This is a genomic window from Roseburia sp. 499 (assembly GCF_001940225.2).
GTDB lineage: Bacteria > Bacillota > Clostridia > Lachnospirales > Lachnospiraceae > Petralouisia.
This window is the reverse complement of record NZ_CP135164.1, coordinates 285,326-304,867: the sequence shown is the minus strand read 5'-3', so window position 1 is coordinate 304,867 and position 19,542 is coordinate 285,326. Positions and strand designations below refer to the sequence as shown.

At 34.6% G+C, this 19,542-nt stretch carries 26 protein-coding genes and 1 pseudogene; 3 read left to right on the top strand and 24 right to left on the bottom strand.

Translation table 11 applies throughout. From position 1 onward, the window contains the following. The 19 genes and pseudogenes from BIV20_RS01685 to BIV20_RS01595 form a co-directional block, all read right to left on the bottom strand. Positions 1-594: a cytidylate kinase-like family protein gene (locus BIV20_RS01685; protein WP_075721422.1), complete on the bottom strand. Its 594-nt coding sequence runs from the start codon at positions 592-594 to the stop codon at positions 1-3. Next, positions 591-1,049, bottom strand: a complete 459-nt coding sequence (locus BIV20_RS01680; RefSeq protein ID WP_075721423.1) for a MarR family winged helix-turn-helix transcriptional regulator — start codon at positions 1,047-1,049, stop codon at positions 591-593. Before BIV20_RS01680 ends, BIV20_RS01685 begins: the two co-directional genes overlap by 4 nt. A gap of 86 nt (positions 1,050-1,135) precedes the next feature. Continuing rightward, on the bottom strand, positions 1,136-1,453 hold the full coding sequence (locus BIV20_RS01675) for a cupin domain-containing protein (protein ID WP_202817016.1): 318 nt from the start codon (positions 1,451-1,453) through the stop codon (positions 1,136-1,138). A gap of 44 nt (positions 1,454-1,497) precedes the next feature. Further along, positions 1,498-1,956 carry a subtilin biosynthesis sensor protein SpaK gene (locus BIV20_RS01670; RefSeq protein ID WP_075721425.1) on the bottom strand — a complete coding sequence of 153 codons (459 nt, stop codon included), beginning with the start codon at positions 1,954-1,956 and terminating at the stop codon, positions 1,498-1,500. Positions 1,957-1,977: 21 nt separating this feature from the next. Next, entirely contained in the window at positions 1,978-3,060 is a 1,083-nt protein-coding gene (locus BIV20_RS01665; RefSeq protein ID WP_075721426.1) for a GNAT family N-acetyltransferase, read from the bottom strand. Between the two features lie 25 nt (positions 3,061-3,085). Next, a complete protein-coding gene (locus tag BIV20_RS01660) occupies positions 3,086-4,021 on the bottom strand; it encodes an L-lactate dehydrogenase (protein ID WP_075721427.1) in 936 nt (311 codons plus the stop codon). 110 nt (positions 4,022-4,131) lie between these two features. After that, positions 4,132-5,850 (bottom strand): S41 family peptidase, encoded by a 1,719-nt coding sequence (locus BIV20_RS01655; protein ID WP_075721428.1) that lies wholly within the window; start codon positions 5,848-5,850, stop codon positions 4,132-4,134. Positions 5,851-6,014: 164 nt separating this feature from the next. Continuing rightward, positions 6,015-6,716, bottom strand: coding sequence for a helix-turn-helix domain-containing protein (locus tag BIV20_RS01650; protein WP_075721429.1), 702 nt, complete (start codon positions 6,714-6,716; stop codon positions 6,015-6,017). Positions 6,717-6,896: 180 nt separating this feature from the next. Beyond that, entirely contained in the window at positions 6,897-7,400 is a 504-nt protein-coding gene (locus BIV20_RS01645; protein ID WP_075721430.1) for a YkgJ family cysteine cluster protein, read from the bottom strand. Positions 7,401-7,536: 136 nt separating this feature from the next. Next, complete coding sequence (locus BIV20_RS01640; RefSeq protein WP_075721431.1) at positions 7,537-7,812, bottom strand: DUF2442 domain-containing protein; 276 nt, start codon at positions 7,810-7,812, stop codon at positions 7,537-7,539. Between the two features lie 12 nt (positions 7,813-7,824). Beyond that, positions 7,825-8,085, bottom strand: coding sequence for a DUF4160 domain-containing protein (locus BIV20_RS01635; protein WP_075721432.1), 261 nt, complete (start codon positions 8,083-8,085; stop codon positions 7,825-7,827). 275 nt (positions 8,086-8,360) lie between these two features. Further along, positions 8,361-8,966, bottom strand: coding sequence for a zeta toxin family protein (locus BIV20_RS01630; protein WP_242939856.1), 606 nt, complete (start codon positions 8,964-8,966; stop codon positions 8,361-8,363). Further along, positions 8,902-9,132, bottom strand: coding sequence for a hypothetical protein (locus BIV20_RS01625; protein WP_075721434.1), 231 nt, complete (start codon positions 9,130-9,132; stop codon positions 8,902-8,904). The genes BIV20_RS01630 and BIV20_RS01625 overlap by 65 nt, the downstream gene beginning before the upstream one ends. Before the next feature lie 372 nt (positions 9,133-9,504). Continuing rightward, positions 9,505-10,878 carry an IS1380 family transposase gene (locus BIV20_RS01620; RefSeq protein WP_242939811.1) on the bottom strand — a complete coding sequence of 458 codons (1,374 nt, stop codon included), beginning with the start codon at positions 10,876-10,878 and terminating at the stop codon, positions 9,505-9,507. 310 nt (positions 10,879-11,188) lie between these two features. Beyond that, positions 11,189-11,344, bottom strand: coding sequence for a hypothetical protein (locus tag BIV20_RS01615; protein WP_192848889.1), 156 nt, complete (start codon positions 11,342-11,344; stop codon positions 11,189-11,191). A 134-nt stretch (positions 11,345-11,478) separates the two neighbouring features. Further along, positions 11,479-12,485: pseudogene (locus BIV20_RS01610) on the bottom strand (transposase). 273 nt (positions 12,486-12,758) lie between these two features. Beyond that, positions 12,759-13,244: an NUDIX domain-containing protein gene (locus tag BIV20_RS01605; protein WP_075721435.1), complete on the bottom strand. Its 486-nt coding sequence runs from the start codon at positions 13,242-13,244 to the stop codon at positions 12,759-12,761. Positions 13,245-13,435: 191 nt separating this feature from the next. Beyond that, positions 13,436-13,711, bottom strand: coding sequence for a DUF2442 domain-containing protein (locus BIV20_RS01600; protein ID WP_075721436.1), 276 nt, complete (start codon positions 13,709-13,711; stop codon positions 13,436-13,438). A gap of 13 nt (positions 13,712-13,724) precedes the next feature. After that, positions 13,725-13,985 carry a DUF4160 domain-containing protein gene (locus BIV20_RS01595; protein ID WP_075721432.1) on the bottom strand — a complete coding sequence of 87 codons (261 nt, stop codon included), beginning with the start codon at positions 13,983-13,985 and terminating at the stop codon, positions 13,725-13,727. Positions 13,986-14,181: 196 nt separating this feature from the next. Here BIV20_RS01595 and BIV20_RS01590 point away from each other — a divergent pair, with 196 nt between their 5' ends. Further along, a complete protein-coding gene (locus tag BIV20_RS01590) occupies positions 14,182-14,523 on the top strand; it encodes a DUF6061 family protein (RefSeq protein ID WP_242939857.1) in 342 nt (113 codons plus the stop codon). 36 nt (positions 14,524-14,559) lie between these two features. On the opposite strand, the gene BIV20_RS01585 is transcribed toward BIV20_RS01590, so the two are convergent. Next, on the bottom strand, positions 14,560-15,162 hold the full coding sequence (locus BIV20_RS01585; RefSeq protein ID WP_075721437.1) for a hypothetical protein: 603 nt from the start codon (positions 15,160-15,162) through the stop codon (positions 14,560-14,562). A gap of 175 nt (positions 15,163-15,337) precedes the next feature. Between BIV20_RS01585 and BIV20_RS01580 the strand changes: the two genes are divergently transcribed. Together BIV20_RS01580 and BIV20_RS01575 are read left to right on the top strand one after the other, a co-directional pair. Continuing rightward, the gene (locus BIV20_RS01580) at positions 15,338-15,685 is read left to right on the top strand and encodes a transposase (RefSeq protein WP_075721299.1); all 348 of its coding nucleotides are present in this window, start codon (positions 15,338-15,340) and stop codon (positions 15,683-15,685) included. Continuing rightward, the gene (locus tag BIV20_RS01575) at positions 15,636-16,508 is read left to right on the top strand and encodes an IS3 family transposase (protein ID WP_075721300.1); all 873 of its coding nucleotides are present in this window, start codon (positions 15,636-15,638) and stop codon (positions 16,506-16,508) included. The genes BIV20_RS01580 and BIV20_RS01575 overlap by 50 nt, the downstream gene beginning before the upstream one ends. Before the next feature lie 47 nt (positions 16,509-16,555). Here the strand turns inward: BIV20_RS01575 and BIV20_RS01570 are convergent, their stop codons facing one another. Genes BIV20_RS01570 through BIV20_RS01555 form a run of 4 tightly spaced genes read right to left on the bottom strand, consistent with a single transcriptional unit; the run spans position 16,556 to position 19,499 of the window. Next, positions 16,556-17,443: an SIR2 family protein gene (locus BIV20_RS01570; RefSeq protein WP_075721438.1), complete on the bottom strand. Its 888-nt coding sequence runs from the start codon at positions 17,441-17,443 to the stop codon at positions 16,556-16,558. A 43-nt stretch (positions 17,444-17,486) separates the two neighbouring features. Beyond that, positions 17,487-17,708, bottom strand: coding sequence for a hypothetical protein (locus tag BIV20_RS01565; protein WP_075721439.1), 222 nt, complete (start codon positions 17,706-17,708; stop codon positions 17,487-17,489). Next, the gene (locus tag BIV20_RS01560) at positions 17,701-18,603 is read right to left on the bottom strand and encodes a DNA-methyltransferase (protein ID WP_075721440.1); all 903 of its coding nucleotides are present in this window, start codon (positions 18,601-18,603) and stop codon (positions 17,701-17,703) included. The genes BIV20_RS01565 and BIV20_RS01560 overlap by 8 nt, the downstream gene beginning before the upstream one ends. A gap of 11 nt (positions 18,604-18,614) precedes the next feature. Then, positions 18,615-19,499, bottom strand: a complete 885-nt coding sequence (locus BIV20_RS01555; protein ID WP_075721441.1) for a HindIII family type II restriction endonuclease — start codon at positions 19,497-19,499, stop codon at positions 18,615-18,617. Positions 19,500-19,542 lie beyond the last annotated feature (43 nt).

Below are 19,542 nucleotides of genomic sequence, written 5' to 3'. Positions count from 1 at the left end.
CTACTTGGCTATATCAATTAAAATATCTGCACACGCTTCATATCCTAAGTTCGCTGTATTTAGCATAATATCGTAATTCTGCCGTTCTCCCCACTTCTTATTGGTATAAAACTCATAAAATGCTTTTCGCTGCTTATCCCGTCTCTTTAATGCATAATTTGCATTACTTTCCGATACATGATCCACTTCCATGATACGCTGTTTACGCTTTTCTACATCTGATGCATAAATGAACGCATTTACAACATTTTCATTCTCCCTTAACGTTTCACCTGCACATCTTCCAATAAAAATGGCCGGTCCCTCAGCAGCAATTCTCTTTATCGTTTCAGAAATAGCATAATAAATCTCATATGTCTTATTGCTTTCTCCATCCATTTTCATATTGCTGGCTATCATGGCAATATTATACAGGGTACTTCCAATATTCTTTTCATCATAATCTTTCATCATGCCCACACTTAGTCCAAAATTCTCTGCTGCTTCCATAATCAGACGATTATCATAACATGGTATTCCTGTTTTCTCTGAAATAATCTTTCCTACTTCTCTTCCACCGCTTCCATATTCTCTGTCAATAGCAATCATCTTCATTGCGCATTCTCCTTTCCGGTGACCTTAATCTCTTTTTGCATATTCTGCATCATTTTCTTTGCTGCCTGCTGCATTACTTGTTTCTCTTGGTCTGTAATACCATCATAAACAATTTCTGTCATACGCTTTCGAACCAAGGCTACTTCCTTTACAATTTCTCCTCCTGCTTCTGTTAATTCCAAAAGCATACGCCTGCGGTCTTCCGGATCCTCTCTTGTTTCAAGCAACTGTCTTCCCACAAGATTCTCCACCGCCGAAGAAATATGAGCTTTGGATACCTGCCGCATTTTGGCAATATCTTTCGCCGTTCTTGCCTCTTGAAAATAATCCAGAAAATATAACATATCCAGCTCTACTTTTCGCAAGTCGTACTTCTTCCTGATTGTCTCATATTCTCTTTCACACATTTTTTGAAATTGTCTTCCTGTAATCAACAGTTCTAATTCATTGGTCATAACTCTCTCCATAGTTCATTTTCATTTTGTTCACTTGTGAACTATTTTATACCTGAAAGGAGTCCATGTCAATTATTTTCTTGCACTTATTTTTCCTGCTTTACTGAAATTCCTATCATAACAGTCTCACCATCCGAAATGTTCCAAGTGGCGTGTGGAATAGAACCTTTTACCAAAAAAGCCTCATCTTTTTTCAATACAATTTCTTCATCACCTAACAAAATTTTCGCAGCTCCCTGGGTTACAATAAATAAATGATCATGTTCATGGGTATGCTGCTCTACCGGACCACCGCCTTCTAAATCAATATAGGCAATGGAACCATCAATAATTCTTCCTACCTCACCAAATAATTTCTTTGCTTTAAACTTCACATGGTTTGGAATTGTTGTAAATTCACTCATCATCTTTCCTCCTAAATTTTTTCAACTCATTAATCATACTCTACTTATTCCGCTGTCAAATTAAGAAACCGCTCCCACTCCTCAATATCATGGCTTGCTTTCACTTCAAGTGTATACGTCCTCTCATTCACCGCATCAATGGAAAAAACATAGGTATTTTCTTCTTTTTCCAAAGAATAAATCACGCCTTCCACCAACTCCTTGATTACAGAAAAGTAGTCTTTCTCTGCAATAACAACATCCTCTACCTCTTTCATGGGATTTCCATTTGCATCAAATACTTTATATCCTTCCTCTATTAGAGATGTAATCGCAAAATCTTCTAATTTTAATACTAATCCATTGGTACGCATTTTTCGTATATCCCGGTTGCAAGAATTTTCCGGTAATATTGTCACATTATCAAGCTCCATGTGAAAGAATCCATTTGTTGCCTGAATATCTCCAATATATGCCTCTGCAAAAGAAAAATTTCTCCATTCATCTGTTGTTTTGTATTTCATTCTCTTTCCTCCTGATAATTTCTATTTTTCAAAAAAATAAGTGTCTACATATTTTCCACCAACAAACGCTGCTTCTCTTTGTATCCCTGTCAAATGAAGACCTACTTTATACATCATTCTTGCCGAAGCTTCATTTCCCGCTGATACACAGGTAAAAAAGGTGGTACATCCAAGTTCCTTAGCAGCATATGACATAGCAAATTGTAATGCTCTTGGACCAATTCCCTTACCTCTGCATTCCGGTCGCAAATAAATGCTTGCGGATACTCTTTCATGTTCCTTATTAATTCCGCACAAACTCACGCATCCCATATACTGTCCATCCTCTTCAATGGCAAATTCCAATCTATCATCTTCCATTTTATAGTTTAAATGATTTACTGCAAATTCATCAACTACGTCTGTAAGTCCGGGCATTTTCACATCATCATCAAACAATCTGCAAATTCTGCTATCATAAATAATCTCATTATTAGTAAGACAATCTTCCATTGTTGTTCCACGAAATTTCAGTCCATTACAATAATAGCAGTCATTATCTCGCTCATAATCTACATAGGTAAACTCATATTTTCTACCATCCTCCGGCATTCCAAAACAACTACTAACCGGAATCATAAAATCTGCCGGTGCAATAGTATGATGTTTCTTTTCCCTTTCTGAATCACGATATTCCGCTTCCGTCATTCCATAATAATACTCATCTACCTTCTTACCATCAACTACGAACATATTAGAACGGGTTGCTTCATAAGAAAATCCAAGCTGATATAAAAACTGCCCGATTCCCTCCTCGTTAGATTTTGATGCCCCCTGCACCTTATGTAATCTTCTTTCGTTAAATGCATACTCCAACATAATCTCCATTGCTGAAGTTCCATATCCATGACGTCGATATTTTTCGTCAACCTCAACATAAATCCCTGTGGATCCGCCGCGCTCATCCAACCAATTAAGCACAATATGTCCAACACATTCCTCATTTTCGTTAAGAATCATCAGGCAAATATCTTCCTCATCCGGCTCGTTATCTATAAAATCTTTATATTTTTCCGTATATGTTACCAGTGACACATTATCTTTCTGCCAAAAATATTTTCTCATTACACTTTTTTCCTTTCACAAAAAATCATGGCATGTATTTTCGAATAATATCACAAGAAGCATCAAACTGTCTCTGCTCTTCTTCTGTCAGCTTCAGTTCAATAATCTGTTCAATTCCATTTCTGCCTATCACACACGGCACTCCTGCATGGACTGCCGTTTGCCCATATTCTCCTTCCAGAAGTACGGATGCCGGAAGTACTCTGTGCTCATTCATCAATACTGCCTTTGCCATGTCTGCCAGCACATATCCAATTCCAAATTCTGTGGAACCTTTTCCGTTGATAATGTCCATTCCGCGCAAATGAGTTCTCTCTAAAATCTTTTCCTCTGAAAGATTTCCATACCGTATCGAATCTTCTTGTTTTAGTTCTTTGTAACCCTTACCAAATATAGTAAGATGTGAGAATGGTATCATGGAAGAATCTCCGTGCTCTCCCATTACAAATCCAACGACACTATGCGGGTCAACCTTGCACAAGTCACCAACTGTTCTTCTCATTCTCGCTGTATCGAGAGATGTTCCTGTGCTGAATACTCTGTTTCTTGGAAGGCCGGTTTCTTTGCGAATATAATCTGCAATAATATCTGCCGGATTAGAGATAGTGATAATAATTCCCGGAATTTCTATTTTTTCCAAATGAGTAACTATCTCCTTCATGCACTCTAGGGACGCACCTAATGTATCTAATCTGGTCTGTCCCGGCAACCGCGGTACTCCGGCACTAATCACGATAATATCTGCATCTTTGCAATCCTGATAATCCCCTGTTCGTACTATTACAGAACTTCCAAGAAAACATACACTGTCTGCAATGTCCATAGCATGACTTTCTGCTTTGACTTCATCAATATCTAATAATACAATTTCTTCACAAATTCCCTGAATCGCCAAGGCATATGCACAGTGAGAACCAACATGCCCCGCTCCAATAATTACGATTTTCCTATTTGCTGACATAGTAACTCCTTAAATCTGATTTCTTCTTTAGTTCCTGAAACATTGTTCTCCTCCCAAAATAAAAATTTATATTATTGTATCATTAAGCAGAAAATCCAACAAGTCTATATTTAGAAGTCCATCAATTTCATCAATTCATAATCCACACCATCTTCAAACATCTTCTTTGCCGCCTCGTAATCAAAACTTATATCTACATCATTTGGAAGTCTTGATATTCTATCTGCTTTTGAATCAATAAAATAATCCCCATTTTCTTCCAGCATCCAGTTAACAGGAAATCTTACCTCTCCAATACAATCCGTCATTACACAATTACCACCTACCGGCTGTGAGGAGCCACAACTTGTCGTCATTCCAGCCACCCTTACATTTTCACATTTTCCAAAGCAATAAACCAGATAATCACCTGCACTGACACATCTGCTATTTGTCAGTACAACTGTAGGTATATCTGCATATCTGCCATCTGCGTCTACCCATTCCTCCTTAACAATTTCCGTTTCATCCCCTTCACAATATGCCATATTATCAACAAAAAATGCTTCTTTTGTAAACATTCCGGCCCAATCTCTGACCATCGAAGTATATCCACCAGTATTATTTCTTACATCAATAATAAGACTCTCCATACCCTTTGCCTTTAGTTCATCAATCTTATTTGCCAATAGTTCTTTCGCATATTCATTATGTCCTGATATATATGCTGGAATATCTTCGAACAATGTTGTTTCTTCTTCTAAAATTCTTATATATCCAACGGTATCATTAAGCATTTCTGTATAAAAATTTTCTTTTTCTTCAAGTACACTCTTTCCCTGTATTATTCCCGCAACTTTTTCAAGTCTTTCACGATAATTTCCTATTTTAGAAAGTGTCAAACTCTGTCTACCTCCTGTCTCGTCAATAAACTCTACCTCCACAGTTTCTTCCCCTTTTCCTGCCAGAAAAACAGGTTTATACATCTCCTCATTCTCTTCCACCGGCCAGCGACCATACTCTTTTGTGTAAATGCACTTCGTTTCCTCAATTGCCTTATCTATTTCCTTACCATTCCATGATTTTATTACAGTCCCAAAATGTATTCCCGCTTTTTCAGCTACACTATTTTTTTCTACACACACTGCAATAGTTTCACCCGTATCCAATCTCACCATAGAAAAGCCATAGTCATTTCCTGCCATAATTTCTTCAGCTTCTTTAGCAATCTGTTCACTTCCAGTTTTTACCCATGAATGTCCATCATATAGATAATATGTAAATTCACAAAGTGCAGCATAAAACGCTGCAGGGCTTTCATGTTCTTCGGCTTTTCTGATTTTTGGCAGTATTTCTTCTCTTAATTTATCAAAATCTGTCTCTTTCCACTTACTTACAGAATCATATTTCTTTATATTACCAATCATCGCTTCAAATGATTCTTCATAGCTTAAATGTGAAAAATTTCTTGTATCACTGTTTGTAATAGCCGGATATGCTACAGTGTATAAACTCAATATAATTACTACAACTACTGATATGATTTCTACAACTACTTTGTATTTCATATTTACAATATAAGGTAATAGCATAATCAATGCTGATACAATATAGATTCCCCCGTAATATACCAGCGACATCACTATCTTCCCCTTAAATCCCAAGAAAAACAAATGCAGTAAACTCATTGCAAATGGAATACAACAAATCCATTTCCACTTTTTTGATATAAATTCTTTTTTCTTTTTACAAAAATGTAATGCAATCAAAATTCCCAAAAAACAAACCAGCATACAACTCGTCATAACCAGACTGATTCTATCCTGTGAAAACAATCTCAAATAAATCATAACTATTTCTCCTTTTACCTTGTGACTTTATTCAAACTTCTAGTCGGATTATATAGAGAATCAATCGAAAATAAAATAGTATACATGTCTCATTTTCCACAATTCATGCAATTTTTTTATACAAAAAGATACTAGTACACATGTACTAGTACCCTTTAAATACGCTATTTTCTCATCTTATTTACGAATTCAACCTTGTTCTTCACTTCCGTTTTTCTGTACAGATTATATATATGATTTCTCACTGTATTTTGAGATATTACAAGTTTCTCTGCGATTTCTTTATTACTAAGCCCCTGACAAATGCACTCTGCTATCTCCTGTTCCCGCTTAGTCAATCCATCATACATAAGTATATTGTCATCACTTCCACTTTTGTTTTCATCATTATTTATACATCCATCTAAACTTGTACTACTTCTTTTTCTTATATACACTATTTCAACAATACAGAAAAATATGTATCCAATGCAAGCCCATGGTATTTTTCTCAAAGTACTTACATATATAGATATCCATTGAAGCACAAAGCATATTATTATAAATATTGAAAGTGTAATATATTTACAATCAAGATTCAGCGTCTTTTCCTTGATTCCCACACTAACATGCAACATAATAAATGCCACTGATATAACAAACAATATAACACACGTTAAATTTGTGATTTCAGCATATGGAAAATCTTTCCACCAATATCTGACATATATACAAAAGGTATCTAATGCAAAGAACACGTCTGAACACGCAATACCAATAACAAATAAATTCTTATTTATTTTCTCTATACCTCTTAACAATTCCCATAATAGAACTGCACCAATTGTTACACAAATAAAATGTGCCAGTATTACGATATGTTCCATCTTTTTCTCCTATCTCTGGTTTTCATATTTTTGTGGTTGGTGGTGTTGCATACGTGTTATATGCGTAGGGATGCCCACCACGCCTCATAACATCTTTCCACTACTGATTAATGCTGTTTTCATCCATTATTTTCCATGAATCCGCAATATCTAAATAATGTATACCAGTTCATATTATCCTTATTTTTTGAATCCATATTCTATCTTTAATCTTTCAAATATTTCAAATGCAACCGGACAAACCTCAACAGCCTCCAACATACTATATAAACTATGTAAACGTTCTGGCTGGTTTGTATATGGATATTTTTTACAATTATCTGGTTTGCAGTCACCTAATCCGCAGCTTCCGTCCTCTTGCAAAAAATCACATGGTTTATTTTTTGTTTTAAAATTGCCTTCGCTATCTTTTTCAGAAAGATATAATTCAATAAATTCATCTGAAGACATATTCAAATGCGATGCATCTTTCTTTATATCAGCTAAAGGAATACTTCCGTAATAGCTCTTACAACAATTTCTGCATCTACTGCAATCATAGTCTGCAAATAATTCCTTGTGTAATCTCGCAAATTGCTCATCTAATATTTTTTCATCTGCATTGCATTTCAAAAATGTACGAAACTCCAAATTTTCTCTTTCCATTTTCTCTGCTATATGTTTTATCTTTCTTGGTGCTATCATAATTAATCCTTCTCTCCATATAAATATTTTTATTAAAATTGATTTTACCACAGTTATCAATCGAAAAAACACTCCAGAACAAATTGTCCTGGAGCGTAATACACTTGTTTAAAAAGCATAGTGTATAAGTTTACATCTAAGCTATTCGTTCCTTGCAATAAGGCAATTCATACAACGTATCAGGATCAATATCAATGCATCGACTAGCATCTCTATTTCCACTTATATCCCATGCTAACGTATCATTCATAACCGTACATGCATCAACAAATACAGAAATGTCTTTCAATGGTTTGAAAACTTCTTTATCTAACATGTTTTTCATATCATAACATACTATTTTTCCATCTTCAAAGTACACAAATACTGAATAGTCTTTCATTGGTATTACTTGAACCACTTTCGGAAACATAAACGTCACCTCCTATACAAGTGGATTAATTCTATTTAACGGTTTTCCATCTTTAGATAATTCCCAATTCTGCATCAACTCATCTTGATGCAGAACACACCACGCTAAAATCAACTTTAGTTGTCTTGATGGCAAAGCACCCTTAATGCATCGAGCCGTATCAATTTCAATAATTGCTTTATTTCCATTGTACTCTGCATGGAAATGAGGTGGATTATAATCATCATAATACATAGTAACTCGAATTCCATAAAATAATGATATTTCTGGCAAGCTGTTTCACCTCCAAATAATCATTTTGACTTGCTTATATAAAGTATATCATACTTTTTTATTTTTTTATACAAAAACATCCCAGAACGAAGTCCTGGGATGTAATAAGCATTTCTGAAACGTCCTGAGACGTTCTGGATTGTAAAATTGATTATCTCTTTGTTAATGTTTTGAGAGCTAGAAAAGCCCTGAAATAAGGGATTTGGGGTTGGTGGTGTTGCATATGTGTTTTATGTTGAGGACCGCCCACAACTTCCTATCGCTACCACTAACTATTAAAATAGTTCTAATATATCCTTTTCTCCCCAATACTCATTTGGATAAATCGATATATCATCTTTATGCTTACGAATAATTCTTTTAGGCGTTTCTGTATTATCATAAACATGCATAATATCACATATTTCGAGCAGTTCTTTAATATTATTGATTGATTTGTAAAATCTTTCAATCACTTTTGAACTTTCAACACTATGACCGCCCGATGCCACTCGTGATTCTATTCTAGTGATATTGATTTTAGGGTCAATAGTTAATACAAATACACACTTAATAAAATAGCCTTCTTCCTTTGCCTTTCTTAATATGTTTAATTTGTACTGAGATGATAATACCGTTTCAAAAGTAAAATCTTCTTTTTTATCAATAGACTCATATCTCATTTTATCTACTAATATGGCTGCTTCCATGTTATCCATTCCAGTTGCTGCAACAATATCATCCGCATTCGTGTATTTACCAACTTTGTCAAAAAACGTTGTAATTGTTCTTTTACCCGAACCATTCGGACCAGCTAACACAGGAATCATTGGCTTTTTACTTTGCATATTTTCTTTCACCATTTGCATATTCGATATATGCCACTCTTTTTTCTTTGTCATATCCCGCTACTGGCTTTTTACATATTTTTGATTTGTTTATAGCTGCTTTAACAGCCTCTGTAGCACGAGCATCCATTTCACTATCAGATACTGTAAGCGTAGTTTTCTCTTCTTCACTAGATACAAATTTTATCACTTTTCCACTCTTTGTACTTATGGTTGTCATAACTATGCTCCTTTCATGTAGATGTACTATCTATATTATGATTACTATCCAAATATACAAATATTCAATTATTTCATACAAATACATTTTACCACAGTTCTCACAAAAAACACCCCAAGACAAATGTCCTGGAGTGTAATATACTGTTCTGAAACGTCCTGAGACGCTTTGGATTGTGAAATTGATTATCTCTTTCCTGAATCCGTGAAACTTAGTTGTTTTTTTACAGGAACTGCCCAGAATCAATGTTATTCATTGCTTTACACCGAATTTTAGTACACAATTCCTGTTTGTTGCGAGATTTATATCTATTTGCAGCTTATAAGGTGCAAAAATGACGCACCTTAACAAGCCTTTTTCTGTTTTGTATTCTTAGGCCAGAGCAAAACGCTTATAAACATCCATAAATGCATGACGCCATACATTACTGCAACCAATTGCCAAGACAATCCGTCGTCCATGAGTTGTTACATGTCCGGCGATTTGAATCAGATTCCCTATCACGGTTCTGATACGTCTTCTTTTAACAGGGTGTTTTGTTTTAGGAGCTCGCCTGCTTTTTAACGACTCCTGACCTATTAATCGCAAAATATTATACGCAAGCACAGTTAATTCAAGGACCAGCTCATTTGTATCAAATTTGCCGGATGGAAGTCTTTCAACATCCATATCCGTCTTGATTTCACTGTGAAACTGTTCGCATTCGCCGTGAGCATGATAGCCATTTATGATATCATCATCGCTCCAGCCGAGATTGGTCCATATCGTATTGCACTCGATATCCGGAACCAGAAGGAACTGTCCGTTTTTATCGGTTGTTCGTTCAATCACCTCATATACAATGCGCATGGTAATGGTTTTTGATTCTCCTTCGGAATCTGTATACGCTACATCTTTCCACGAAGAACCTATGTAAACAGTTTTTCCATCACGAGGATTACGGATGTCCTTACAGCATTCCTTTACTTTGGCAATCCAATCTTCTTTGGATTCACCTCTTCGAAGATTTCTTTTTACAATAAACCAGGAACCGTCTTCGATTAGAATGCCTAAGTTTTCAGCAGCATCATTCCCTGCGTCCATACGAACCAACAGTTGCTTGTCTGTCAGTTGATGTCCAAGCCGAAGTGTCTGCTTTAAAAATGCGGGTGTATTGCACTGGCAATGCTGACTTCCTTCCCGTAGCTCCGTATTTGCAAGAAAGCCTTCTGTGCCAATGTATGCCATCATTGGTGCATAACCATCAAATCCTTTGTATGTGTGTGCAACTCCTTCCTTATGTGTTTTTGAATTATCCATAGGAGTGACGTCAAGATCCAAAGGAACTAACCCGGATTCTAATGCGGAAGGCTGAACATGGAAGGTATGAAACATGGCAACATTTGCATTTAGGATTTCTTCCCTCAATGAAGACCCTATATCATCCATACGCTGACGTAAGGTCTCAGCAGATGGAATCGCCCTTGTGATACCAAGAGCAAGCTTGTAATACTCAGGATCATCAGACATCTCATTGATAGCATCATAAGAAGTCTTGCCCTGACAAAGAAGTCCGATATAAGAAAGAAGAATATCTCCGTTTTTGATTTGGCTCTGGGAACGTTTGCCATCAACCTTCATGTTATTGCACTTTTTAATGAAGCTGCTTTTGCCAAGCATCTGTCCCACAAGAGATAATCCGCTGGGAGTAATTAGTCTTTCATTGGAAAATTCGATTACGAGTTTTTTCATAAATATCCACCTCATATATTGATACTTATATTTTACTATATGAGGTGCTAAAAACACAGAGGAAATATGAGAAAGTCATATGTTTTTATCTTCACCCATTGGGTGAAAACAAAAACTAGAAATGAAACCGTGTTACACCCAGTATTTATCGGGTATACGCCCGAAATAAGGTTATCAAGTTTCACGGATTAAGGTCTTTGTTAACGTTTTGATAGCCTTATTTCAAAACCTATCTGCCAATTTCATTTATTTGTTTCCTTCAAATTATTTTATTGCATACTAACCATTTTACTGTTATCATTAACAAAACATGTCAAAAGAATTTTCATACATCGTTATTAAAATATCCGGTTTCTTCCCATACTTTCTTATCTGGGCAATAATAGCTGAATTCTCTCGAAGCACCGATTTTCATCGCTGTTCCAAACTTCAGAATTCCTTGTTGTATTCCAATACGAACATATTGAGCATCTTTTCCCATTGCTTTAGCATTTGTGCATTACTTTACAACGAATCTAAATACTTAATTCCAGTTTGTTGCGTATTTTATTTTCGTTTTCAGATTATAAACGCAAAAATTGCACACCCTAACAAGCCTATTTCTGATTTATGTTTTTAGGCCAAAGCAAAACGATTATATACATCCATAAATGCATGACGCCATACATTACTGCAACCAATTGCCAAGGCAATCCGTCGCCCATGAGTTGTTACATGTCCGGCGATTTGAATCAGATTCCCGATAACGGTTCTGATACGTCTTCTTTTGACAGGATGTTTTTTTTAGGCGCCCGCTTGCTTTTCAGCGACTCCTGACCTATTAGTCGCAAAATATTATATGCAAGCACAGTTAATTCAAGGACCAGCTCATTTGTATCAAATTTTCCTGATGGAAGTCTTTCAACATCCATATCCGTCTTGATTTCACTGTGGAATTGTTCACATTCTCCGTGAGCATGATAACCTTTTATGATATCATCATCGCTCCATCCAAGATTGGTCCATATGGTATTGCACTCGATATCGGGAATCAGAAGGAACTGCCCGTTTTTATCAGTTGTGCGTTCAATCACCTCATATACAATACGCATGGTAATGGTTTTGGATTCTCCTTCGGAATCTGTATACGTTACATCTTTCCATGAAGATCCAAAGGAACTAACCCGGACTCTAATGCCGAAGGCTGAACATGGAAGGTATTAAACATGGCAACATTTGCATTTAGAATTTCTTCTCTCAACGAAGACCCTATTTCATCCATGCGCTGACGTAATGTCTCAGCAGACGGAATCGCTCTTGTGATGCCAAGAGCGAGCTTGTAATACTCAGGATCATCAGACATCTCATTAATGGCGTCATGTGAAGTCTTGCCCTGACAAAGAAGTCCGATGTAAGAAAGAAGAATATCTCCATTTTTGATTTGACTCTGGGATCGTTTGCCATCAACTTTCATGTTATTACACTTTTTTAATGAAATTGCTTTTGCCAAGCATCTGTCCCACAAGAGATAATCCACTGGGAGTAATTAATCTTTCATTGGAGAATTCGATTACAAGTTTTTTCATAAGCATCCACCTCGTATATTGATACTTATATTTTACTATATGAGGCGCTGAAATCATAGGAAATGTACATATTTATTATATTTTTTCTTCACCAATTGGTGGAAAACAGAAACTGGAAATAGAACCGTGTTACGCCTTGTATTTATCAAGAACAAGCCATAAACTGGGTTAACAAGTTTCACGGATTAAGGTTTATATAAATATTATAACTCCGTAGCCACACTTTGCAAAGTGGGATTTATATAATATTTCATCTAAATATTTCGGTATTTTCGGGATTTAAAAAAAGACACTGGCACAATGTCCAGTATCTTTTTGCAATAAACGGCTCTATCTATCTTTTTCCCATATGATATGTAATACATTTTCTCCAGTAATAATTTCATCTATATAATCCTTTATAAATGATGGTTTTATTTCATTGTTCGGAATTTCTTCAATAGGCAACCATACTAATACCTCGCCGTCATCAGTCATACCATCTCCCGTATTTACATTATCTTCTTGCATTTTCATAATGTAATAGAATTCCATTGTATGACAATCTAAACCGTCTATCGTACCTCCAATTCCTTTAAAGAAATTTTCACATACAACCGCAAGACGCTCTACTTGTGCCTTTATTCCCGTTTCTTCAAAAACTTCTCGTTCAATACATTTCTCAGATGTTTCACCTAAATGCACACCACCACCAAGCACATAATAGTATCCACCAATTTTACTTTTTACAAAAAGAATTTTATTATCCTTAATAATAAAAGCACCTGTTCGATATCTAAACCAATTATTCCCTTTTGTAAATCCACAATCGTACATTTCTTCGTCCTCCAATATTTAAAACATTGCTGTTAATTATATCAAATTTCACAGATTATGCAATCACTTTATCGGTTGCGTTCCTGCTGCTTTATGACCTCATAAGCCTTATCTCTGTTCTTACGTTCCAACTACTTATTACATAACAAAAACTTGTCTCGAAAACATATCCAAAGTGTATAAGTTTACATCTAAGCTATTTGTTCCTTGCAGTAAGGCAATTCATACAACGTATCAGGATCAATATCAATGCATCGACCAGCATCTCTATTTCCACTTATATCCCAAGCTAACGTATCATTCATAACCGTACATGCATCAACAAATACTGAAATGTCTTTCAACGGTTTGAAAACTTCTTTATCTAACATTTTTTTCATATCATAACATACTATTTTCCCATCCTCAAAGTACACAAATACTGAATAGTCTTTCATTGGTATTACTTGAACTACCTTTGGAAACATAAACATCGCCTCCCTATACAAGTGGATTAATTCTATTTAACGGTTTTCCATCTTTTGATAATTCCCAATTCTGCATCAACTCATCTTGATGTAGAACACACCACGCTAAAATCAACTTTAATTGTCTTGATGGCAAAGCACCTTTAATGCATCTGGCTGTATCAATTTCAATAATTGCTTTATTCCCATTATACTCTGCATGAAAATGCGGTGGATTATAATCATCATAATACATAGTAACTCGTATTCCATAAAATAATGATATTTCCGGCATATTGTTTCACCTCCAAATAATCATTTTTGACTTACTTATATAAAGTATATCATACTTCTTTATTTTTTTATACAAAAACATCCCAGAACAGAATCCTGGGATGTAATAAGCATTTCTGAAACGTCCTGAGACGTTCTGAATTGTGAAATTGATTATCTCTTTGGTAACGTTTTGATATTTTGAAAAGCCCATCAATATGGGATTTGTGGTTGGAATTGTTGCATATGTGTTGTATGCGGTTGACTACCCACACATTCCCAAAACTACTCATTACTTTAACAAAGAAAGGACTACTACTATGAAAATATATTTTGCTTACTACAACCAATACAAGAACGGAATTGATATTGCTTTTGCTGATAATACACTTCTATTCTTATCCTGTGCTGAAGCTGAAAAGAATCTGCATACTACACCTAACTCTCAAAGGCTTATTGATAACCTTGCAATTGATAATCCGCTTATGTATGCTGCACTTGCTCTTGATTGCGAGTTGCAAGCTTGGGCTGATGCTATGGATGAGGATTGGTGTCAGTAAAAGCCTAAATATATATATATATTATACAATCGGGAATTAATCACTAGCATCTTTTCTATCGTAATCAGAATATTTTACATAATCATATGCACATAATAATCTTCTATAATCGGTAGTATTTCCGCTTAAATTGCTCATTTCTTTCAAATAAGGTTCAACTTCCTCTGGCATTATTTTTTTCTCCATTAACGCATATGCAATGACTTCGTTTTTATAAGTCATTGCATAATTATCATTTTGCAAAATATCTACAAGTGAATTTTCTGTCACTTTATATCTATCCTTAACCGAATCATAAATTACTTTCAGCTTCTCCTTCTGCTGTTTTTTTAACTTTTCACTTCTTTTAATTTTCGGATCAATTAATGAAAAACCATATATAGGAAAATACTGCGAAGATTGAATCATAATTTTATCAACCAACTCCAAAACCTGATTATTTTCCTCTTCTATTATATCGAAGTAATTCTTCATCATTTCTGGAGCAGTTTGATATGAATAGGTTATTGATTTTTGTGAACCTATTACAAGAACCTTATCACTATTATCTAGTTCATCTAAATCATTAGTAATTCTTACTTTAATTGTTCCTCCTGCATATATTTCTTTTACTACATTTTGAACCTTCCTTATATCCATTGCTGATACTGGTAGCTGTAAGCCCGATAATTCTCTATATATTGCAGCATAATTATCTGTTTTTATTCGATTAATTCTTATTGTTTATAATGGTATCATAATTTAAGACACTTCCTGAGACAAATCTTAATGAATTTGATATACTCTTATTATCAATCAGAAAGAAGGAAAAATTATGTCTCGTACAAGAAGAAATTTTACAGCTCAGTTCAAAGCAAAACTCGTATTGGAAGTGCTTAAAGGTGAAAAAGATATAAATACAATAGCTACCGAAAATGATATTCAGCCAAACTTACTCCGTAACTGGAAGAAAGAATTTCTGGACAATGCTTCTGTTGTTTTTGATGACAAAAGAGAAGAAAATATCAAGGAAAAGCTTGCATCAGAGCGTAAGGAAAAAGCTGAATATGCAAAAAAGGTCGGTCAACTCACCATGCAGGTGGATTGGCTCAAAAAAAAATCTGAAGAATTGCTTGGACCTGACTACGAGAGTAAATTTAGTAAAAAACCATTCGAAGAATAAGGAAAGCAATCTTCCGGTTTCTGTTGTTGCGATGCTTGCCAGCATTAACAGGACAAGTATTTATTACAAAGGAACGCCTATTTCTGATGAAGAATTTGAATGTAAACGAATCATAGATCGGCTTCACACGGATAATCCAACATGGGGTGCCAGACAGATATCTTCCCAGCTTAAACAACATGGATATAAAGTTGGCAGACGCAAAGCACGTAGATACATGGATGAAATGGGTATTAACCCAGTATATCCAAAGCCAAATCTTTCAAAACGCTTGAAACAGGCACAGGTTGTTCCATATTTACTTAGAAATGCCATCATAGACCGCCCTAACCAGGCATGGTCAATTGACATTACATATATTCCAATGAAGCATGGTTTCTTGTATTTAACAGCCATTATAGATTGGCATAGCCGTTGTATCGTAGGCTGGGAACTGGATGACACTTTGGATACACGTGCCTGCATAGAAGCATGTGAAAAAGCATTTAAAGTTGCAAAACCAGAAATCCTTAACTCAGATCAAGGATGCCAATTTACCAGTCAAAAATACAAGGATTTTCTTAAAACAAACAAAATCAAGCAAAGCATGGATGGAAAAAGCCGTTGGGCTGATAACATCATGATTGAACGCTGGTTCCGTACATTCAAGTACGAAGAAGCATATCTTACCGAATGGAAAAATATCAAAGAAGCACGTCAGGCTATCGCTGCTTATATTCATAAGTACAACTTTGAGCGTTGCCATTCTGCAATCGGTAATGTTCCTCCAGCATCTGTATACTATCCGGCTATGCTATATGACGCTGCTAAGAATGCTGCTTAATTGGAGACTGTCACTGAGGAGAAGCCATCTTCCTCTAACCATGGATATCAGTTCATTATAAAAGTCTTAGATTTTTGTCTTGACAACTGAACCACTATAGTTGAAAAACCTTCAACATCTATATTATGTTCTGTAACTTCAACATTATCAGAGTCTTTTGCATACTCTACCAATAAAAACTGTGACCTAACTTTTTCAGCAGCATCTGATGATGGATCAACATATGTAAAGATAGTCTTCAATATTTGTTTTATATTGTCATCACCAATGTTGTAACCAATAAATATAATGGGGTTATGAATAAATAATGATAATAACTGTGCTCTTATTAATTCATATTTCTGATTAAATTTTTCATAATCTTCATGTGTAATTATAATTTTGTCTGGTTCATCTACACTTCCATGTATTTTATATAACGCCCCATATGGATTACTAAGCAAAATATCATTTCCAACCAAAGGTTTAAATCCAAAAATATCTTCCAACATACAATCATAATTAGTCGTGATAATAGAACTTAGATTCTTTTTTGCCTTCTTTAATTCAGTAAGTTCTGGACTACTTTTATATTTTAATGATTCAAATATTTGTGCAATATATAATTTAAACCTACTTATATTAATTCCTTTTTCCATATTACTGTAAAATAAATCATTTATCTCTTTAAACTTTCCATTTCTATCTGAAACTAAAGTGGAATTAAATTCTTTTTCGATATCAGAAGCAATTTCATCATATTTATATTTTCCATCATAACAATGATTTGATTTTATATCATAATAATACTCATTATTACCTTTTAATTCAAAACAAATCTTTTTCAGCAAATCATCCCAAGAATATGAATTTTCCAAATATCTTAAACTCATCCCAGTTCCTACAAATAATACTGGATGATTGCGAAATTGTCTTATGAAATCAGATAACTGCATAATTTATCTCCTTTTCCAAAAATAATTTTACTTTTGGGTAACATTACGCCTCTGCTTTCCCATTGCTATTCATTAATTGATTATACCTTTTTTTCCAAGCACGCGATGGTTTTCTACATATACCGTCTTCAGATTCGAAGGCACATAATCCTGGTATACTATTACTTCCACAAATGTCTGGATTTGTGTGTCTACATCCTAATGTAGTATTTTCAGTATCGCCTTCATTTAATGGCTCAGAAAAACCAAATTGTACTTTATTCATTATCATCCATCCTTAGCAATATATTGTTATAATATTCTTCATTTATCTCAAATCCGATATATTCTCTATTTAATTTTTTTGCAGCAACTAATGTCGTTCCACACCCACAAAAAGGATCTAACACAGTCTGTCCTTCTTTAGTTACTAACGAAATTAGTATTTCCATTAATTCCACTGCTTTTTGCGTTGGATGTAATCCTCTATCAGTTTTTTGAGTCTTTACCTTTAGAATATTCGAGCATATTTCAAGTCCCTCATTCAAGGTAGTTAACTCTTTTAATTTATTTTCATTAAATGCACCAACTTCATATTTTGTTATATTATCTGTCAAAGTAGTTCCTTGTGGATAAGGTTTCATAAACCAAAGTATTGGTTCAAATAGTGGTCTCAGATTTCCTATCTTCCATCCCTCCCACGCCAAACTATTCTGTTCATCATTTCTTCTATCAAAAACACAGCTAACTCTCTGTGCTCTATATGCTGCTGAATCCTTTTCCCATGCAATCATATCTTTAAAAATAAAACCAGCATCTTCCATTGCACAAATACACCTATGTGCCATCCTTCGTCCTGCAAATATAAAACAACTTGCACCTGGCTTCAATACTCTTAACCAATCTTCTGCCCACGATGAACACCATTGATAATATTCAACTGGAATATTTTTATCTGATTGAGCCCAGCCATTCAATGGTTTACCTCTAGTCTTAAAAATACTTCCACATTTTTCTTGTGCTGGACTTTTTCCTAACAGCGCACTATTTGTGTTGTTATGTAAAACATCCCACTTATCATAATTTATCCCATATGGAATATCAGATAAAATCAAATGTACTGATTCTGTGTCTACACTCTTTATTAATTGTATTGAATCACCTAATTCAATTCTACTCATTAATATTTCACCTACCTATTTAATTTATCAATATACTGTGTAATGACATTTATTTTTTCCTGTAATTTCTTTGCTTTAATCAATTCTTCTATTGCTTTTTCTTTGGTATATTTCTTTATTTCTTCTATACAACCTGTCCAGTAAGCTATTTCTGTTTTTCCTCTATACATAATTAATCTTTTATAATCATTTAACATACTTCTATATTTTGATTCCGACAATCCAATTTTCTTTGCGACATAAACATCCATTTTAGGCAAAAAACAACATTTAGCATTCGCAAAACTTAATGATTTATCCCTTGCTATCATTTGAGAAGCATTCCATAAAGATTCTAAAGATAATGATTCTGTCTCTTTGACATTTTCTTCTAGTAAAATTGATATGTGTTCCCACGCCAACAAACACACATTATTTTCAAGAGCTTTTGAATATATTTGACTAGTAGATTGTGGATATTGAAAGTACGGTGCTACTAAAACAGCGTACTCATTCTCAGATCCCCGCCAATCACTCAAATTACTAACTTTAAAATCTTTCTGATTTTTTGCCGTTCTACTCAGTCTAAAACATTTTGCATCTGCAACCAAACTATATTTATATCCTGAAATGCTTTCTGCTAATATATCAGCACTATCTGCTCTTTCATCCAATGCTCTTGATGCCAATCCTAACATTCTAAAACATCTTGCTAAAACTATATCTGAAGCCTTTGAATATAATTTTTCTTCTGTCGAATCATGTTCTATATTTTCAGGTATAGTTCCTATCTGCTTTACGATTTCTTTGAAATCTTTCTCTGATATTTTATCAATATATTTCCTTATTTCTTCGGTCGCTTCCTTAAAATCTTTCGTAGAAAATTCTTTTATCTTTTTTATAAGTTTTTCAAACATGTCATATCTCCTTATATTTCTATTATTTCTTGATTTTTCTGTG

Bases quoted from the DNA above. Each gene is read 5' to 3' on its own strand.
- BIV20_RS01685 (WP_075721422.1), bottom strand. From the start codon at position 594: ATGAAGATGATTGCTATTGACAGAGAATATGGAAGCGGTGGAAGAGAA.
- BIV20_RS01680 (WP_075721423.1), bottom strand. From the start codon at position 1,049: ATGACCAATGAATTAGAACTGTTGATTACAGGAAGACAATTTCAAAAA.
- BIV20_RS01675 (WP_202817016.1), bottom strand. From the start codon at position 1,453: ATGAGTGAATTTACAACAATTCCAAACCATGTGAAGTTTAAAGCAAAG.
- BIV20_RS01670 (WP_075721425.1), bottom strand. From the start codon at position 1,956: ATGAAATACAAAACAACAGATGAATGGAGAAATTTTTCTTTTGCAGAG.
- BIV20_RS01665 (WP_075721426.1), bottom strand. From the start codon at position 3,060: ATGAGAAAATATTTTTGGCAGAAAGATAATGTGTCACTGGTAACATAT.
- BIV20_RS01660 (WP_075721427.1), bottom strand. From the start codon at position 4,021: ATGTCAGCAAATAGGAAAATCGTAATTATTGGAGCGGGGCATGTTGGT.
- BIV20_RS01655 (WP_075721428.1), bottom strand. From the start codon at position 5,850: ATGATTTATTTGAGATTGTTTTCACAGGATAGAATCAGTCTGGTTATG.
- BIV20_RS01650 (WP_075721429.1), bottom strand. From the start codon at position 6,716: ATGGAACATATCGTAATACTGGCACATTTTATTTGTGTAACAATTGGT.
- BIV20_RS01645 (WP_075721430.1), bottom strand. From the start codon at position 7,400: ATGATAGCACCAAGAAAGATAAAACATATAGCAGAGAAAATGGAAAGA.
- BIV20_RS01640 (WP_075721431.1), bottom strand. From the start codon at position 7,812: ATGTTTCCGAAAGTGGTTCAAGTAATACCAATGAAAGACTATTCAGTA.
- BIV20_RS01630 (WP_242939856.1), bottom strand. From the start codon at position 8,966: ATGACAAAGAAAAAAGAGTGGCATATATCGAATATGCAAATGGTGAAA.
- BIV20_RS01625 (WP_075721434.1), bottom strand. From the start codon at position 9,132: ATGACAACCATAAGTACAAAGAGTGGAAAAGTGATAAAATTTGTATCT.
- BIV20_RS01620 (WP_242939811.1), bottom strand. From the start codon at position 10,878: ATGAGGTGGATATTTATGAAAAAACTCGTAATCGAATTTTCCAATGAA.
- BIV20_RS01615 (WP_192848889.1), bottom strand. From the start codon at position 11,344: ATGGGAAAAGATGCTCAATATGTTCGTATTGGAATACAACAAGGAATT.
- BIV20_RS01605 (WP_075721435.1), bottom strand. From the start codon at position 13,244: ATGTACGATTGTGGATTTACAAAAGGGAATAATTGGTTTAGATATCGA.
- BIV20_RS01600 (WP_075721436.1), bottom strand. From the start codon at position 13,711: ATGTTTCCAAAGGTAGTTCAAGTAATACCAATGAAAGACTATTCAGTA.
- BIV20_RS01595 (WP_075721432.1), bottom strand. From the start codon at position 13,985: ATGCCGGAAATATCATTATTTTATGGAATACGAGTTACTATGTATTAT.
- BIV20_RS01590 (WP_242939857.1), top strand. From the start codon at position 14,182: ATGGGATTTGTGGTTGGAATTGTTGCATATGTGTTGTATGCGGTTGAC.
- BIV20_RS01585 (WP_075721437.1), bottom strand. From the start codon at position 15,162: ATGGATATAAGGAAGGTTCAAAATGTAGTAAAAGAAATATATGCAGGA.
- BIV20_RS01580 (WP_075721299.1), top strand. From the start codon at position 15,338: ATGTCTCGTACAAGAAGAAATTTTACAGCTCAGTTCAAAGCAAAACTC.
- BIV20_RS01570 (WP_075721438.1), bottom strand. From the start codon at position 17,443: ATGCAGTTATCTGATTTCATAAGACAATTTCGCAATCATCCAGTATTA.
- BIV20_RS01565 (WP_075721439.1), bottom strand. From the start codon at position 17,708: ATGAATAAAGTACAATTTGGTTTTTCTGAGCCATTAAATGAAGGCGAT.
- BIV20_RS01560 (WP_075721440.1), bottom strand. From the start codon at position 18,603: ATGAGTAGAATTGAATTAGGTGATTCAATACAATTAATAAAGAGTGTA.
- BIV20_RS01555 (WP_075721441.1), bottom strand. From the start codon at position 19,499: ATGTTTGAAAAACTTATAAAAAAGATAAAAGAATTTTCTACGAAAGAT.